The sequence below is a fragment of the Shewanella litoralis genome, assembly GCF_009828585.1.
GTDB classification, from domain to species: domain Bacteria; phylum Pseudomonadota; class Gammaproteobacteria; order Enterobacterales; family Shewanellaceae; genus Shewanella; species Shewanella litoralis.
In genome coordinates this window covers 1-15,807 of sequence record NZ_WSRZ01000010.1, presented here as the reverse complement: position 1 = coordinate 15,807, position 15,807 = coordinate 1, and the positions used below count along the sequence as shown (strand labels likewise).

Annotated in this window: 15 protein-coding genes; 6 read left to right on the top strand and 9 right to left on the bottom strand. The window is 42.2% G+C overall.

Going from position 1 to position 15,807, the window contains the following annotated elements:
• Window positions 1-99: 99 nt before the first annotated feature.
• The 4 genes from GQA99_RS09620 to GQA99_RS09605 all read left to right on the top strand — a co-directional run bounded on the left by GQA99_RS09620 (window position 100) and on the right by GQA99_RS09605 (window position 4,500).
• The gene (locus GQA99_RS09620; protein ID WP_160053679.1) at window positions 100-273 is read left to right on the top strand and encodes a DUF3319 domain-containing protein; all 174 of its coding nucleotides are present in this window, start codon (window positions 100-102) and stop codon (window positions 271-273) included.
• Between the two features lie 268 nt (window positions 274-541).
• A complete protein-coding gene (locus tag GQA99_RS09615) occupies window positions 542-1,510 on the top strand; it encodes an AEC family transporter (RefSeq protein ID WP_160053678.1) in 969 nt (322 codons plus the stop codon).
• Window positions 1,511-1,638: 128 nt separating this feature from the next.
• On the top strand, window positions 1,639-3,297 hold the full coding sequence (recN, locus tag GQA99_RS09610) for a DNA repair protein RecN (RefSeq protein ID WP_160053677.1): 1,659 nt from the start codon (window positions 1,639-1,641) through the stop codon (window positions 3,295-3,297).
• A gap of 66 nt (window positions 3,298-3,363) precedes the next feature.
• A complete protein-coding gene (locus GQA99_RS09605; protein ID WP_160053676.1) occupies window positions 3,364-4,500 on the top strand; it encodes a hypothetical protein in 1,137 nt (378 codons plus the stop codon).
• A gap of 73 nt (window positions 4,501-4,573) precedes the next feature.
• On the opposite strand, the gene GQA99_RS09600 is transcribed toward GQA99_RS09605, so the two are convergent.
• The 9 genes from GQA99_RS09600 to glyA all read right to left on the bottom strand — a co-directional run bounded on the left by GQA99_RS09600 (window position 4,574) and on the right by glyA (window position 12,078).
• Window positions 4,574-5,068: a phosphatidylglycerophosphatase A family protein gene (locus GQA99_RS09600; protein ID WP_160053675.1), complete on the bottom strand. Its 495-nt coding sequence runs from the start codon at window positions 5,066-5,068 to the stop codon at window positions 4,574-4,576.
• A gap of 6 nt (window positions 5,069-5,074) precedes the next feature.
• A complete protein-coding gene (gene thiL, locus GQA99_RS09595; protein ID WP_160053674.1) occupies window positions 5,075-6,034 on the bottom strand; it encodes a thiamine-phosphate kinase in 960 nt (319 codons plus the stop codon).
• Between the two features lie 87 nt (window positions 6,035-6,121).
• Entirely contained in the window at window positions 6,122-6,526 is a 405-nt protein-coding gene (gene nusB / locus GQA99_RS09590; protein ID WP_160053673.1) for a transcription antitermination factor NusB, read from the bottom strand.
• 13 nt (window positions 6,527-6,539) lie between these two features.
• Window positions 6,540-7,016 (bottom strand): 6,7-dimethyl-8-ribityllumazine synthase, encoded by a 477-nt coding sequence (gene ribH / locus GQA99_RS09585; RefSeq protein ID WP_160053672.1) that lies wholly within the window; start codon window positions 7,014-7,016, stop codon window positions 6,540-6,542.
• Between the two features lie 123 nt (window positions 7,017-7,139).
• Complete coding sequence (ribBA, locus tag GQA99_RS09580) at window positions 7,140-8,243, bottom strand: bifunctional 3,4-dihydroxy-2-butanone-4-phosphate synthase/GTP cyclohydrolase II (protein WP_160053671.1); 1,104 nt, start codon at window positions 8,241-8,243, stop codon at window positions 7,140-7,142.
• 89 nt (window positions 8,244-8,332) lie between these two features.
• The gene (locus GQA99_RS09575; protein WP_160053670.1) at window positions 8,333-8,992 is read right to left on the bottom strand and encodes a riboflavin synthase; all 660 of its coding nucleotides are present in this window, start codon (window positions 8,990-8,992) and stop codon (window positions 8,333-8,335) included.
• A gap of 64 nt (window positions 8,993-9,056) precedes the next feature.
• Window positions 9,057-10,202 carry a bifunctional diaminohydroxyphosphoribosylaminopyrimidine deaminase/5-amino-6-(5-phosphoribosylamino)uracil reductase RibD gene (gene ribD, locus GQA99_RS09570; RefSeq protein WP_160053669.1) on the bottom strand — a complete coding sequence of 382 codons (1,146 nt, stop codon included), beginning with the start codon at window positions 10,200-10,202 and terminating at the stop codon, window positions 9,057-9,059.
• Window positions 10,203-10,272: 70 nt separating this feature from the next.
• Complete coding sequence (nrdR, locus tag GQA99_RS09565; RefSeq protein WP_160053668.1) at window positions 10,273-10,722, bottom strand: transcriptional regulator NrdR; 450 nt, start codon at window positions 10,720-10,722, stop codon at window positions 10,273-10,275.
• Window positions 10,723-10,824: 102 nt separating this feature from the next.
• Window positions 10,825-12,078 carry a serine hydroxymethyltransferase gene (gene glyA, locus GQA99_RS09560; protein WP_160053667.1) on the bottom strand — a complete coding sequence of 418 codons (1,254 nt, stop codon included), beginning with the start codon at window positions 12,076-12,078 and terminating at the stop codon, window positions 10,825-10,827.
• Window positions 12,079-12,327: 249 nt separating this feature from the next.
• On the opposite strand from glyA, the gene ettA reads away from it, so the two are divergent.
• Entirely contained in the window at window positions 12,328-13,995 is a 1,668-nt protein-coding gene (ettA, locus tag GQA99_RS09555) for an energy-dependent translational throttle protein EttA (RefSeq protein ID WP_160053666.1), read from the top strand.
• A gap of 278 nt (window positions 13,996-14,273) precedes the next feature.
• A complete protein-coding gene (locus GQA99_RS09550) occupies window positions 14,274-15,512 on the top strand; it encodes a hypothetical protein (RefSeq protein ID WP_160053665.1) in 1,239 nt (412 codons plus the stop codon).
• The last annotated feature ends 295 nt before the right edge of the window (window positions 15,513-15,807 follow it).

Genomic DNA, 15,807 nt, shown 5'->3' with positions numbered 1-15,807 from the left:
ATTATTAAGTATGAAGATAAAACGTCACACCTTGCAACATCCCTTATAGTAACGACCATAACACGCTGTGATATTGAGTTTTAAAACGTCAAAGGCCCTATGAAAAAAATTTTCTATCAAGGCTTCACCTTCACTAATCCAAACGGTAAAACCGACAATTGGACACTCGTGATTGGCAATCAGGTTCGCGTGGGCTCGTTATTTGAATTAAGACGACAAGTACACTTTTTTACCGAACTGGGTATTCTCCCGCCACCTAAAATAGCTAAATAAGGCGCATTCATAACGTGGTACTTGCATTATTGTACCGCTAGGGGGATAAACCTCAGCTGCGGTTCGAAAATATCAATCTAAGCTATCACCTCAACGCTAAATCTAAGTTATAAAATCAATTATCTACGTTCAATACTCAAATAATCTAGGGTGTGTTAATTCAATGATTTATTGAAAAAACATCACCTTGAGCCTAAGTCTAATTGCATCAAAGCCAGTAAAAGCAGTAAAGTGACAACATTATCATTTTGCTAAGGAATTGCGAGGGATGTCGAGTATTCTTACCCCGCTAATCGCTGTATGCGCCATCATGCTGCTAGGCAGCCTTGTTCAAAAGTTACGGTTGCTTCCCGCTGATACCGATGTGGTGCTCAACCAATTTGTCTATTATGTGGCTTTCCCCGCTATTCTATTGATTGTATTAGCTGAAACACCTATCGAAGACATTGCTCAATGGGGCTTTATTGCAGGCTTTAGTTTAGCCATGGTCATCACTTACGCATTGGTTATTGTTCTATCACTTTGGCAAGCGCCTAAACAACAAGCCATCGCGGCTATGCGTGGATTAAACTCAACCTTTGGCAATACGGCATTTATTGGCATCCCATTAATGGGCTTAATGTTCCCCAATAACAAAATGGCACTGGTCGCTGCGGCCATAGCCAGTTTACTATCAGTTATCATGTTCGCTTTTGCACTGGTGTCTATCGAGCTTGCTAGCCGAAACAAACAATCATCTGAACCAGCTATTTTAATCATGGCTAATGCACTGGGTAAAAACCCTATCGTTGTGGGAAGTGCTATAGGTATCATCTTATCTGCTTGCCATATTAGTCTACCTAATAGCGTGTCACTGATGCTGCATCAATTAGGTAATACCTCGAGCCCTTGTGCCCTGTTTGCTATTGGCATGGTATTAGTCAAAGCCTTACGCCAACAAACAGGCAATAAGTTATTTACCGCCAGCTTAATTGCCGAGCTCAATGTGATTAATCTGCTCAAGTTGGTTATTCAGCCTCTCATTGCCTTCGGCTTATTAAGCGCATTTGGGGTTGAACAACAGTGGTTGTTGATGGGCGTATTGCTCGCATCATTACCAACGGCAGCGAGTGTTTACTTACTGGCAGACCGATACCAGGTGCATGCTACAGTCAGTGCACAAGCAATACTCTATGGCACCTTAATGACTTTTATTAGCCTACCTATTATAGAATCTCTTTTGAAAACGTATGGTTAACTATTGTTCAATTCGCGTTTAACAAACGTGCAAAGATAATTTTTTGTCTACTACTTTACTGTATAAAAAATCAGTATATACTGTTTATCAATACAGTAGTTTGGTGGTTTCATAGACAGGAATTCATTATGCTTTGCCAACTCAGCATCAACAATTTTGCTATCGTACGTTTTTTAGAACTCGACTTTAAAGCCGGTATGACAAGCATCACCGGTGAAACCGGCGCCGGTAAATCGATTGCAATCGACGCACTGGGTTTATGTTTAGGCAATCGCAGTGACGCCAACACCGTAAGACCAGGCGCCAGCAAAACCGAAGTCAGTGCCCGCTTTACCCTACAAGATGTGCCGTTAGCAAAACGTTGGCTTGAAGATAATGATCTCGACGCAGACGATGAATGCATACTTCGCCGTACCATTAATAGTGATGGTCGCTCACGCGCTTACATCAACAGTAATCCCGTTCCAGTGACGCAATTAAAAGCTATAGGCCAATTATTAATTGGTATTCATGGCCAACATGCCCATCATGCAATGCTAAAAAGTGAGCATCAATTAAATTTGCTCGACAGTTACGCCAACCACAAAATATTACTCGACAACGTGAGCGCTAGTTATCTGAGGTGCAAACAGGTTGAGAATGAACTCAAGCAGCTTGAACAAGCTCAACACGAGCGAATTTCTCGCCAACAACTACTGCAATATCAAGTAGAAGAACTTAACGAATTTAACCTGGGCCTAGACGAGTTTGATGAAATAGAGCAGGAACACAAGCGTTTAGCGAATGGCACCGATTTAATTGAGCGTTGCCAGGCTGGGTTGCACTTACTCACCGAAAGTGATGAGGGCAATATTGAGTCACTATTAAATAAAGTTGCTAGCATTGCAGACACGTTACAAGGTTATGATGAGTCACTTGCACCCATTAGTACCATGCTTAACGATGCGCTAATCCAGGTACAAGAAAGTGCCAGTGAAATAGAAAGCTATTTAAGTCGCTTAGAACTTGATCCAGAGCACTTTGCTTATCTTGAGAAGCGCTTATCAACAGCAATGCAACTGGCCCGTAAGCATCATGTAAGCCCAGACAAGCTAGCATTACATCACCAAGCGCTAATGGCAGAACTCACCGAACTCGCTGGCGATGAAAGCAAACTTGACGAGATAAGACTGCAATTAGATGCGAGCAAAAATGCCTATTTAGCCAATGCACAAAAACTGAGTCAAAGCCGCAACCGATATGCGAAAGAATTAGATAAATTGGTGACTCAATCGATTCATGAACTCAACATGCCTAAGGGTAAGTTTTGCATCCAAGTCAATCACGACCCAGCCAATATCTCAGTCAATGGCTGCGACAGTATCGACTTTATGGTGACAACTAACCCAGGCCAACCTTTACAACCGATTTCCAAAGTCGCTTCAGGCGGTGAGTTGTCACGTATAGGTTTAGGTATTCAGGTGATAACCGCTAAAAAAGTCGCTACCCCAACACTAATATTTGATGAAGTTGATGTGGGTATTTCAGGCCCTACCGCGTCAGTTGTCGGCAGAATGCTGCGTAGCCTTGGCGAATCGACTCAAGTCTTGTGTGTTACCCATTTACCTCAAGTTGCAGGCAATGGTCATCAACACATGTTTGTAAATAAGTTCAATAAGGCCGGCAGCACTGAAACCACCATGCAAGCATTAGATAAAGATCAGCGCGTAAATGAACTGGCGCGTTTATTAGGTGGCGACGTGATCACTGAAAACACCATAGCTAACGCTCGTGAGTTATTACAATAAAGCTCATGATTTATCAAATGCCAGCAACATGTTACCATTGTGTTAAATGGACTTTACGGATAAAGAATGATGATGACGTTGTTAAAAACGATTGGTGTGCTGGTTGGGATAATAAGCAGCCTATTGGTATTTGTCGTTGTTTGCCTAGTGGCAATCAACGCGTCTGACAGAACAAAATCGCCAAACACACTGTTAGTTGAAAGCTGGCTAAAACAACAACCCGTTGTATCGGACGCAAACGGGTTTGAATATGCCAAAACTATCGTTGGCACGGCTGAAGATAATGCATCGCTTGAACAAAAATCGTTGTTAACCCTGAGCACTGCAGCGGTTGAGTTAACACGGGGTTTTAAAACCGCTTGTTATCAAACTGACATCACTACATGTAATCAATTTTTTCATGATAACGATAATGATATTAAGGATGTTATAGGCGCATACAAGGCAGAAATAGAGCAATACAATACTTTATTAAGTATGCCTTTTTGGCAAGAAAGCGATCAATCTCTGACACTTCAGAAGCAAATCCACTGGAGTAAACTTTTTCAACTTAGAGATTTAAGCATACTAGCATCGATAAAAGGCGTTAACGCAACGGCAAGTAAATTAGATATTGATAGCATTACAGTATTCTTAAATAGAGATGCTCATTTTTGGAATAATGTGTATCACTCTTCTCGCTCGTTAATGAGCCATACTATTGCCTATAACATGCTCAAGCTACAGTTAAACTTGGCTAGTTCTATTACCCCTGAAAACAAAGAGTTTTCGAAAAAAATTACCACCTGGCAATCTCCTTTCGTATTAACTCAAAGCGACTTTGAGCGAATATTTTCAGGTGAATGGCTTTTTGGTCGTAATATTATGCAGCAAATGGAAATAGATGCTCAACAAGAGAGTGTGCCTTTTTACCAGCAATGGTTAGCTAAAATGTTTATTAAATCCATTGATGATGATAACTTGCGGGCTGAATATTTCGTTAACATGGTTAAAGAGCCCGTTTCAACAGATGCATCTATTACGCTTATACAACCAGAATATTGCGATAACGACAATGGCTTGATGCAGTTATGGCAATTACGCTACAATCCTATCGGTAAAGTATTAAGCTGTACTTTTTATGAAACAGATCTTAAGTTGCGCATCGTCAATATGAATATTGAAATAGAACAGCTACGCAACAATTTAATGATGACTCAATAGCGAAAAAACAATAATAAAAAAAGAGCCCCAGGTGCTCTTTTTTATTATTTCATTCATGGCTAGCATTAATAAATTAGGTTAAATAATAAACCGTTAGCTGCACACCAATTAATGCAAATATGCCTGCTAAAACATCGTCTATCATAATCCCAAAACCACCGTGAACTTTGGCATCAAGCCAGCGGATAGGCCAGGGTTTAATAATGTCAAAAAAACGAAATAATACAAAACCAAGCAGCAACCACACAAAACCAGCAGGCGCTGCTATCATAGTGATCATTAAACCAACCACTTCATCCCACACAATCGCACCGTGATCATGTACGCCCATGTCTTTGGCGGCTTTGTCACAAATGTAAAAGCCTGCCAGCATACTCAGCACAGTAATTAGCAAGTAAGGCATTAAACTTAACTGTTGCATTAGTAGTACTAAAGGCACGGCAGCTAAAGTGCCAAAAGTGCCAGGTGCTTTCGCTGCTTTTCCGCTACCAAAACCTAATGCTAAAAAGTGAATAGGATTAGCTAAAGACAGCTTATTGACGAATTTATCTTGAGTGATAAGTTTCATAATCGGTTAACTGAAATGTTCAAAACTACGGGAGACAGGGATAAATGCCTTACCGTCGTCGACAAATTTAAGTTTATCACCTGCACAGATTTGGCCAATTTTGACAAATTTAACTCCGGCATGGATAAGCGCGGTATCAATAGCGCCACGCTGAGACTCAGGCACTGTAAACAATAGCTCGTAATCTTCTCCTCCCGTTAATGCATAACTCAGCGCCTCTTCACGACTTAGGTTTGCTTTAATGGAAGATGACAGCGGGATTTGGCTGACATCGATGATCGCGCCCACTTTTGAAGCCTTTAGTACATGCTGGATATCTGACACCAACCCATCTGATAAATCAATCGCACTGGTGGCTAATGTTCTTAACGCTTGGCCTGCTAATACTCTCGGAGTTGGATAATAATGACGATTAATCAGGTACTCTTTATCTTCAGTATTAACGGTTTTAACACCTCTTAAAATATCTAATCCTAATGCTGAATCACCTAATGTACCCGTGACATACACCCAGTCACCATTTTTAGCGCCGGCACGTGTCAATGCAGTACCTTTAATCACCTGGCCATTAATGGTAATGCTAATACTGCGGGGGCCGCGAGTGGTATCACCACCAATTAATGCTACGCCATAATATTCTGCAATTTCAAAAAGCCCTTCGCTAAAACGGGCTAGCCATGGTTCATCAACACTCGGTAGCGTCAAAGCCAAAGTAAACCATGCGGGCTCTGCTCCCATTGCGGCAAGATCGGATAAATTAACCGCTAAAGATTTATACCCTAATGCGTGGGCTGGAATGTCTGCTAAAAAATGGACATTTTCAACGAGAGTATCGCATGAAATCGCAATTGATTTGTTTTCTGCAGGATTAACTAAAGCGCAGTCGTCGCCAATGCTAAGCGCTACATCGCGTCTTTTTTGGCCTTTATTACGAAAGTAATGTTCGATAAGTTGGAATTCTTTCACATTCAGTTTGGTGCGGTAAACCGACCACCTTAATTTAGAAACAATTAATAGAAATGAAAAACGGTATCCGAAGATACCGTTCTGGTATTACTTTTGCTTCACTATCTTATCAAGCAAGCCGTTAACAAACTTGTGGCTGTCGTCTGCACCAAACGCTTTCGCTAATTCGATGCCTTCGTTAATGGCCACTTTAAACGGCACATCTTTACGGAAGGTCAACTCGTAAGTTGCCAAACGAACGATGGCTTTTTCAACTGGTGAAACATCTTCGAAATCACGATCTAAATGTGGCTTTAACAAATCATCAATCTGTGCGGTTTTAGAGGCCACACCTGATAATAACTCGCGAAAATAAGCGACATCTACGCCATCAGTGTTCTGTTCAGTTAAAAACTCATGTTCTACGTCAGCAACATTATTCTTACTTAACTGCCATGAATAAATGGCTTGAACGGCTAAACGGCGGGCCTTACGGCGCTCTGAAGGTTTCATACTTTTCCTACTATTACAGCTGTTGTTCTAGTTGTTGCAGTACATTAACCATTTCAAGTAAACCAAGAGCGGCTTCGCCACCTTTGTTACCTGCTTTAGTACCTGAACGCTCAATAGCTTGTTCTATGGTATCTGTCGTTAATACACCAAATGAAACAGGTAGGTCATATTCTAGTGCAACTTGTGCTAGACCTTTGTTACATTCGCCGGCAACAAAATCAAAATGAGGGGTACCGCCACGGATCACCGCACCAAGTGCAATGATGCCGTCAAATTTACCGCTTGCTGCAACACGCTTTGCTGCCAGTGGTAATTCAACTGCGCCAGGAACACGTACAACAGTGATGTTGTCGTCACTTACCTGACCGAAACGCTTTAATGTGTCTATTGCACCATCAAGCAGACTTTCAACTAAAAAACTATTGAATCGCGATATTACGATCGCCACTTTGGCATTTTTCGCTTCGATATTACCTTGAACTACGTTCATTCTATCTTACCTAAATTAGCTAAAGCACCCGGCTCGGGGCAAAAAGAGGCGCTATGATATCACAGCCATTAGCCCTGAGCGCTATGCAATTAATGAAATTGTTAAATTTACCACTTGCCAATATTACTCGGCAATATAGTCCGTCACTTCTAAACCAAAGCCTGACAACGAATGATAACGTTTTGGTGAGCTCAATAGACGCATACTAGTCACGCCTAAATTGGATAAAATTTGCGAACCGACACCAACCCGACGTGATGTTCCTTGCCACATTGCGGGCGCTGGCGATTGACCATTATCTTCAGCTTCAAACGCTTTTACTTTTGCAAGCAACTGACTTGAATGCTCATTGTTACCCAGTAACACTAAAACACCACCATCTGCTGCAATACGTTCCATGGCTTTTTCTAACGGCCAACTGCGTTTTTGATCGCGCTCAGAGTGCAGTAAATCGTTGAAGGTATTCTGTAAATGTACCCGCACTAAACAGTTTGCTTTAACTTCATCTTTAACCAAAGCATAATGCAATTGATTATCGATAGTGTCTCTGAAGGTCACCATGGTAAATTCGCCATAACGGGTCGGTAATTTACACTGAGCCTCTCGTACGACTGTGGTTTCATTGGTATTACGGTATTCAATCAAATCAGCAATAGTGCCAATTTTAATGCCGTGTTTTTCGCTGAATATTTCAAGATCTGGGCGGCGCGCCATGGTGCCATCGTCATTCAAAATTTCAACAATTACACCAGACGGTTCACAACCGGCTAAACGTGCTAAATCGCAGCCGGCTTCGGTGTGACCCGCACGGGTTAACACGCCACCTTCTTGCGCCATCAACGGAAATATATGACCAGGCTGCACTAAATCAGATGCTTTGGCATCTTTAGCCACAGCCGCTTGTACGGTTACCGCGCGATCGTGAGCTGAAATACCTGTGGTTACCCCTGTTGCAGCTTCAATCGACACGGTAAAGTTAGTCGAAAATTGGGCATTATTATTGGTAACCATCAGCGGTAAATTAAGCTGCTGACAACGCGCTTTAGTCATGGTTTGGCAAATAAGCCCACGGCCATACGTTGCCATAAAGTTGATTGCTGCTGGCGTAACTTTGTCAGCGGCCATGATTAAATCACCTTCATTTTCTCTGTCTTCATCGTCCATCAAGATAACCATTTTACCTTGGCGAATATCTTCAATGATTTCTTCTATGCTATGTAGCGCCATTGTCAGACCTTTATTTATTAAGAGTTTGCTTCAATACTGAAGTAGTCATTCTATTTTTATAAGTAAGCGAGATACCAATGTTAATACGGTTAACGTAAGAAACCAGATTTGGCCAATAGCTCCATCGTCACACCCGATGACGGTTTAGTATGGTCTGCTTCTGGATGCATTAACCGCTCTAAATAACGAGCAATTAAATCCACTTCGATATTTACGCTATCACCCACTTTTAATTCAACTAATGTGGTTTCGCCTGCAGTGTGAGGCACGATAGTTAATCTAAAACGACTTCCATCCACTTCATTAACGGTTAAGCTCACACCATCGATAGTAATCGATCCTTTATGAGCGATATAACGACTCAGCGTTGCGGGAGCTATTAACCAAAATTCTAGCGCTTTGCCTCTGTAGGCACACTGTTCAACCTTAGCAATACCATCAACATGGCCGCTGACCATGTGACCACCTAACCTTGTCGTCGCCGTAACGGCTTTTTCAAGGTTTACTTTTTGGCCCACCTGATAATGACTAAAGCCTGTTAACGCCACCGTTTCAGCTGAGATGTCTGCCACGTAACCGTCTGCTAAGCGCTCAACGACGGTTAAGCACACACCATTAGTGGCAATACTGTCGCCTAATTTCACGTCGGTTAAATCTAATTTACCACTGGCAACGGTTAAGCGAATATCGTTACCTTTGCGATCAATTTTACGTAATGTACCAAGGGCTTCGATTATCCCAGTAAACATAATGACTCACTTTTAACGTTTATACTTTGCTGTCGCTCAGACTTTTAGCCTTGGCAACTAGCAATTAATAGGGTTTGCTATATCTGAGGATATAACGCTTATCATTGCCAATACTGCGCTCATCAATGAGTTGCAACGCTGGCGTTTGTTCCATGGTGCTATAATCGGGTAATTGCAGCATATTGCGGCCATGACTGCCAAGGATCTTAGGTGCTTGATAAAGCACAATGTCGTCGGCTAAATTTTGTGCTACAAATGCGCCAGCTAACGTTGCCCCCGCCTCAACAAATACTGAGTTGGCCGTGTTGCCTAAATACGTTAGCAAGGTCAGTAATGGGATTCTACCTGACGAATCACACTCTAGAACTAAAAATGACACATGTTCAGGGAAAGCGGCTTTAACCTCTGACGGATAATCACACCCAGACACCAATAAAATCGGGCTTTCGATGGTAAACATCTGCTGACTTGCGGTTAATCTTGCTCGGCTATCTAACACCACTCTAAGCGGCTGAACAATCTCATCAGGGTTATGGCGGTTGGTTAACTCGCCCAATGATTCAAAGCGGACATTTAAGCTTGGGTTATCAACTAAAACCGTTTCAACGCCGGTAATTAATGCACAATGGCAAGCGCGATATTTTTGCACATCAGCGCGCGCAGCAGTGCCAGTTATCCATTTTGACACACCATTAGATAACGCGGTTTTTCCGTCTAAACTGGCCGCGACTTTTACCGTTACCCAGGGTAACCCAGTTTTCATGCGTTTCATAAAACCCAGGTTAAGGGCATAAGCTTGCTCTGTAAGTAGACCCACATCCACTTGAATGCCAGCCTCTTTTAACATTGTAATACCACGACCAGACACTTCAGGGTTGGCATCTGTTACTGCGACGACCACTCTAGCAACCTTGGCATTTATCAAGCCTAATGCACAAGGCGGCGTACGCCCGTAATGACTGCAAGGCTCTAATGTGACATATGCTGTAGCCCCTTGAGCTGATAATCCTTGATCTTGGATCATCTTAAGTGCGTTAACCTCAGCATGCCCCTGGCCGGCACGTTGGTGATAGCCCTCACCAATAATTTGTCCATCTGCAACAATCACACAACCGACACACGGATTGGGCCGAGTGGTATAGCGACCTCGTTCTGCCAGCATAATGGCTCGGCTCATCATTTCAATATCGACGCTAGACCAGTTAGACATGGTTACCACTCTCGTTTGATATCATGTTAAGCACATAAATAGTATTCAAAAATCAGCGTTTAGTCGGTGATTACTTTTGCAGTTTGGCAATAGCTTCGCCAAATTGAGACACATCTTCAAAAGCACGATAAACCGAAGCAAAGCGAATATAAGCCACTTTATCTAGGCTCATTAATTGCTCCATCATCAGATTACCAATCATCTCAGAGCCCACTTCACGCTCACCGGTTGCACGCAGCGTTGACTTAATCTTGGTCAGAGCTTGTTCTATTTCATCTATTGATACCGGGCGTTTTTCAACTGCACGCAACATGCCACCACGAAGTTTTTCTTCGTCAAACGGCTGTCTGGTGCCATCGCGTTTTATCACTCTAGGCATCACTAATTCTGCGCCTTCAAATGTGGTAAAACGTTCATGACATTCGGTACATTCCCGGCGACGGCGAACTTGATGGCCATCGGCCACTAATCGAGAATCGATGACTTTGGTGTCGGTCGCGCTACAAAAAGGGCAATGCATTGAACCTCCTGCAGAAAACAAAATGGCCGCTAAAATTAGCGGCCATTAAAGTTTATCCTATTTGTTGAGCAAGGTTAACCTAAACCTCAACAGCAATAGTGATTAACCGTATACAGGGAACTTAGCACATAACGCCAACACTTGGCCTTTAACGCGCTCGATAACCGCAGTGTTAGATGCGTCATCTAAAATGTCACAAATCCAGGTTGTCAGCTCTTTCGCTTCAGCTTCTTTAAAGCCGCGACGGGTAATGGCTGGTGTACCGATACGCACACCTGAAGTGACAAACGGTGAACGAGGATCGTTTGGTACTGAGTTTTTGTTAACCGTAATATTTGCACTGCCTAACGCGGCATCGGCTTCTTTACCGGTTAAGTCACGACCGATTAAGTCAACCAACATTAAGTGGTTTTCAGTACCGCCAGAAACGATTTTATAACCACGGGCTAAAAACACTTCAACCATGGCTTTAGCGTTTTTAACTACTTGCTGCTGGTATACTTTAAATTCTGGCTCTAATGCTTCTTTAAATGCAACCGCTTTGCCCGCGATAACATGCATTAAAGGACCACCCTGGCCACCAGGGAATACCGCTGAGTTTAACTTTTTGTATAGGTCTTCATCATCAGCTGCTGAAATAATAATGCCGCCGCGTGGACCCGCTAAAGTTTTATGCGTAGTTGAGGTAACAACGTGCGCATGTGGTACTGGCGTAGGATATACACCGGCAGCAATTAAGCCTGCAACGTGCGCCATATCAACAAATAAATATGCACCGATTTTATCAGCGATTTCGCGCATTTTAGCCCAGTCAACAATACCTGAGTAAGCAGAGAAACCACCAATCATCATCTTAGGCTTATGCTCAACCGCTAAGCGCTCCATTTCGTCGTAGTCAATTTTGCCAGACTCGTCGATACCATAAGGAATGATGTTATACAGTTTGCCAGAAAAGTTTACTGGAGAGCCGTGAGTTAAATGACCACCGTGAGCTAGGTTCATACCTAACACTGTGTCACCTGGCTGTAATAACGCCATGAAAACGGCACTGTTTGCTTGTGAACCAGAGTGTGGTTGCACGTTAGCGTAAGTGGCGCCAAATAATTCTTTTGCACGCTCGATAGCTAATGTTTCAACAACATCAACATACTCGCACCCACCATAGTAACGCTTGCCAGGATAACCTTCAGCATACTTGTTAGTTAACTGTGAACCTTGCGCTTCCATCACACGTGGACTGGTGTAATTCTCAGACGCAATCAATTCAATGTGTTCTTCTTGACGACAAGTTTCATCTTCAATGGCTTTAAATAATTCTGGATCGTAATCCGCAATATTCATCGCTTTTTTCAACATGGTAGCTCCAACATCAATTTCTATATAGTAGGGTTGCGCGGTATTCTACTCTGCAACGATGATCATTCACAGTAGAAACAACATGAAATTCACTGTGTTCTCAATACAAAACGATTCATGTTAATCCCCCGAGGTGGTATTTAATCTGCTTCGCTGCACCGTAAAATTAATTCCATAATCCACAGTTGAGTTACGCAAAGAATACAGTAGAATTATCGTCATCTTTGTTGACAACTAGACAGAATAAACATGGCTCAATTTGTATACAGCATGCTTCGTGTGGGTAAGATTGTTCCACCTAAAAAGCAAATTTTAAAAGACATTTCGTTAAGCTTTTTCCCTGGCGCTAAAATTGGTGTACTGGGTTTAAACGGTTCAGGTAAATCTACCCTGCTACGCATCATGGCCGGTATTGATACCGAAATTGAGGGTGAAGCTCGCCCAATGCCTGGGCTTAAAATTGGTTATTTACCCCAAGAGCCACGCTTAAATGAACAACAAACCGTTCGCGAAGCCATTGAAGAAGCGGTAAGCGAAGCCAAAAATGCCTTAACCCGTTTAGATGAAGTGTATGCCGCCTATGCAGAACCCGACGCCGACTTTGATGCATTGGCCAAAGAGCAAGGTGAGCTTGAAGCGATTATTCAATCGCAAGATGCCCATAACCTTGACCGCATTCTTGAACGTGCCGCCAACGCGCTGCGTTTACCAGAATGGGATGCCAAAATTGAAGTGCTCTCGGGTGGTGAACGTCGCCGTGTGGCGATTTGCCGTTTGTTGCTTGAAAAACCAGAAATGCTGTTGCTTGACGAACCAACCAACCATTTAGATGCTGAATCAGTGGCATGGTTAGAGCATTTTTTACAAGAATATAATGGTACCGTAGTGGCCATTACCCACGACCGTTACTTCTTAGATAATGCGGCTGGCTGGATTTTAGAACTTGACCGCGGCGAAGGTATTCCATGGGAAGGTAACTATTCATCATGGCTTGAACAAAAAGATGCACGTTTACAGCAAGAGTCATCAACAGAAAGCGCACGCCAGAAAACCATTGCTAAAGAATTAGAATGGGTTCGCCAAGGCGCTAAAGGCCGTCAATCAAAAGGCAAAGCCCGTATGGCGCGCTTTGAAGAATTGAACACCAATGACTATCAAAAGCGGAACGAAACGAACGAACTGTTTATCCCACCAGGACCTCGCCTAGGCGACAAGGTCATCGAAGTGACTAATTTAACCAAGTCATATGGTGATCGTGTGTTAATTGATGACTTAACATTCACGGTGCCTAAAGGAGCTATTGTCGGCATTATTGGTGCTAACGGTGCCGGTAAATCAACGTTATTTAGAATGATATCGGGTGCAGAGCAGCCAGACAGCGGTTCGATTTCTGTGGGTGAATCAGTGCAAATTGCTTCAGTTGAGCAGTTCCGCGACTCAATGAACGACAAAAATACCGTATGGCAGGAGATTTCTGGCGGTTTAGACATCATGCGTATTAACAACACAGAAATTCCAAGTCGTGCCTATGTTGGCCGCTTTAACTTCCGTGGTGGCGATCAGCAAAAAATCATTGGTACCCTGTCGGGTGGTGAACGTAACCGAGTTCACTTAGCGAAGCTACTGCAAGCTGGCGGCAACGTATTATTACTCGACGAACCGACCAACGACTTAGACGTTGAAACATTACGAGCACTTGAAGAAGCGTTATTGGAGTTCCCTGGCTGTGCCATGGTTATTTCGCATGACCGTTGGTTCCTCGACCGTATCGCAACGCACATCCTTGATTACCGTGATGAAGGTAAAGTGAACTTCTATGAAGGTAACTACACTGAGTACTCAACCTGGCTAAAAGAAACACTGGGTACCGATGTGGTTGAACCACACCGTTTAAAATACAAACGCATCAGCAAATAACGTTTGATACTAAAACAGAGACTCCGGTCTCTGTTTTGCTTTATCAGGCTGATTTACGTTTATATTTACTTGTTTTCACTATAAACTCAGTTCAACATCTAGAAGTGTCAAAATTTTGTCAATTTATTGTGAGCAATGCACCACAATCTGTTTGTAAAGCCAAAATAACTTCAGTATTATAAATTATTAACGGATTATTTTGCTCTTTGCTGATTACACTCAGCGCATTACAGAGTGTCGATGGTTCCAGCTTGTAGAGAAATATTATGGAGAGATCAGTGAGATACGGTTCAATTAGCCTTGCTTTATTGTGCTTATACGCAAGCAACTCATTTGCGGCACTCGAAGTCATCACCAATTCAGAAAAACAGACACTGAATAAAATCGAAACCGAATATGATATCGATAGTCTGTTGATCAATGTGAATGACAAATTCTCTCAACTCAATAAAAAAGCCTACGACGTAGAAGGCCTAAAAAAGACTATCGCATCAGAACAACAACGTTATGATGAATTGATTGATGGCTTACCACAGGCTATTCGCACTAAAACTTCTCTGCCTGACACATATAAACAAATTGAAGAGTCAGTCACATTAGTTGATGAATTAACCGTAAAAGCAGAAGAAGACAGCAAACGTCTTGAAACTGAAAAAGTAGAAATTCTGTCTGAATACGAACAAATCAACAAACAACGAGCCTCTAAAAGTCAGCAGTTATTTAAACTCAAAACTGACATTACTAACCGTTTAATTGCTGATCTATCAAAATCAAGCAGCACGCTACCGGTTAACATTAATGGCTCTACAGAATGTTCTAAGTATCAAACGATTGCTGACTGTTTAAAAGAATCTCAAAGCAGTATTCTTAGCAACACGCGTAATGAATCTCCATTCTTGAACGATAAAAGTGTATTACTGTCGTATGAAGTCATTGATGCCAACATGAACATGAGAGGCGATTTAAACTATAAAGTGGCCATGAAGTTCAAGCCATCTTATAACAACAAAATCGACGAAATGCTCAATGAAAAGTTGGGTTTAAAATCAGCAATGGTCACATTAGTCAGTAACGTGCCTGCCGATTGGTTTGTTAATGGTGTTAAAATTGGTACCGGTAAAAAACTGTTCCATGAAATTCCATTAGGTAAACACGGCATTTTAGCGTCTTACCAAAATCAAGACCAATCGAGTGTCGAAAACATTGAAGGTAATGGCGTATTCAATTACAAATTCACTAATGTTGCCGTTGCTAAAAAACCCGTAAGTAAGCCATCGGTTGTGGTTGCAGAAGTCCCAAAAGGGATACTAAAACCATCGGTAAACTCAGCTCAGCAACCCGCGGCTCAAAAACCTAAAGCGAAATACACACTGTTTTCAGATCAAACAAGCATTAAATTAAGTGATGATGATGCTAAGAAAACCTCAAGCGACAAAGGTTACGAATACTTTATGGGTGTTAGCCCTGCTACCAAAAAGCAAAACATTGAGTTTACTAACGAGCCTATCGAAAAGTAATGCTGTTGTGCTAAACAGGTAATGGTACAACCCATTGAAAAAAATAAAGCCATATCAAATGATATGGCTTCAGATTAATGACAAACCCCCACTTTTTTTTAAAGTGGGGGTTTTCTTTTATAGGTTTATTCGCATTTCAGGACTTTTATTTAAAAACACATCTTGAGCAGCATTGTTGATTATCGACGTCCAACTCTCTTCTTATGAGCTTCATATGCGCTAATATCACCCTAAAAAAATGCAAAAAAGCGGCGAGTAACGCCATTTTCTTCATATTTTGCGCAGTGGCGGCTAA

Excerpts from the sequence above, each read along its gene's own strand:
- GQA99_RS09620 (WP_160053679.1), top strand. The coding sequence starts at position 100 with ATGAAAAAAATTTTCTATCAAGGCTTCACCTTCACTAATCCAAACGGT.
- GQA99_RS09615 (WP_160053678.1), top strand. The coding sequence starts at position 542 with ATGTCGAGTATTCTTACCCCGCTAATCGCTGTATGCGCCATCATGCTG.
- recN (WP_160053677.1), top strand. The coding sequence starts at position 1,639 with ATGCTTTGCCAACTCAGCATCAACAATTTTGCTATCGTACGTTTTTTA.
- GQA99_RS09605 (WP_160053676.1), top strand. The coding sequence starts at position 3,364 with ATGATGATGACGTTGTTAAAAACGATTGGTGTGCTGGTTGGGATAATA.
- GQA99_RS09600 (WP_160053675.1), bottom strand. The coding sequence starts at position 5,068 with ATGAAACTTATCACTCAAGATAAATTCGTCAATAAGCTGTCTTTAGCT.
- nusB (WP_160053673.1), bottom strand. The coding sequence starts at position 6,526 with ATGAAACCTTCAGAGCGCCGTAAGGCCCGCCGTTTAGCCGTTCAAGCC.
- ribH (WP_160053672.1), bottom strand. The coding sequence starts at position 7,016 with ATGAACGTAGTTCAAGGTAATATCGAAGCGAAAAATGCCAAAGTGGCG.
- ribBA (WP_160053671.1), bottom strand. The coding sequence starts at position 8,243 with ATGGCGCTACATAGCATAGAAGAAATCATTGAAGATATTCGCCAAGGT.
- GQA99_RS09575 (WP_160053670.1), bottom strand. The coding sequence starts at position 8,992 with ATGTTTACTGGGATAATCGAAGCCCTTGGTACATTACGTAAAATTGAT.
- ribD (WP_160053669.1), bottom strand. The coding sequence starts at position 10,202 with ATGTCTAACTGGTCTAGCGTCGATATTGAAATGATGAGCCGAGCCATT.
- nrdR (WP_160053668.1), bottom strand. The coding sequence starts at position 10,722 with ATGCATTGCCCTTTTTGTAGCGCGACCGACACCAAAGTCATCGATTCT.
- glyA (WP_160053667.1), bottom strand. The coding sequence starts at position 12,078 with ATGTTGAAAAAAGCGATGAATATTGCGGATTACGATCCAGAATTATTT.
- ettA (WP_160053666.1), top strand. The coding sequence starts at position 12,328 with ATGGCTCAATTTGTATACAGCATGCTTCGTGTGGGTAAGATTGTTCCA.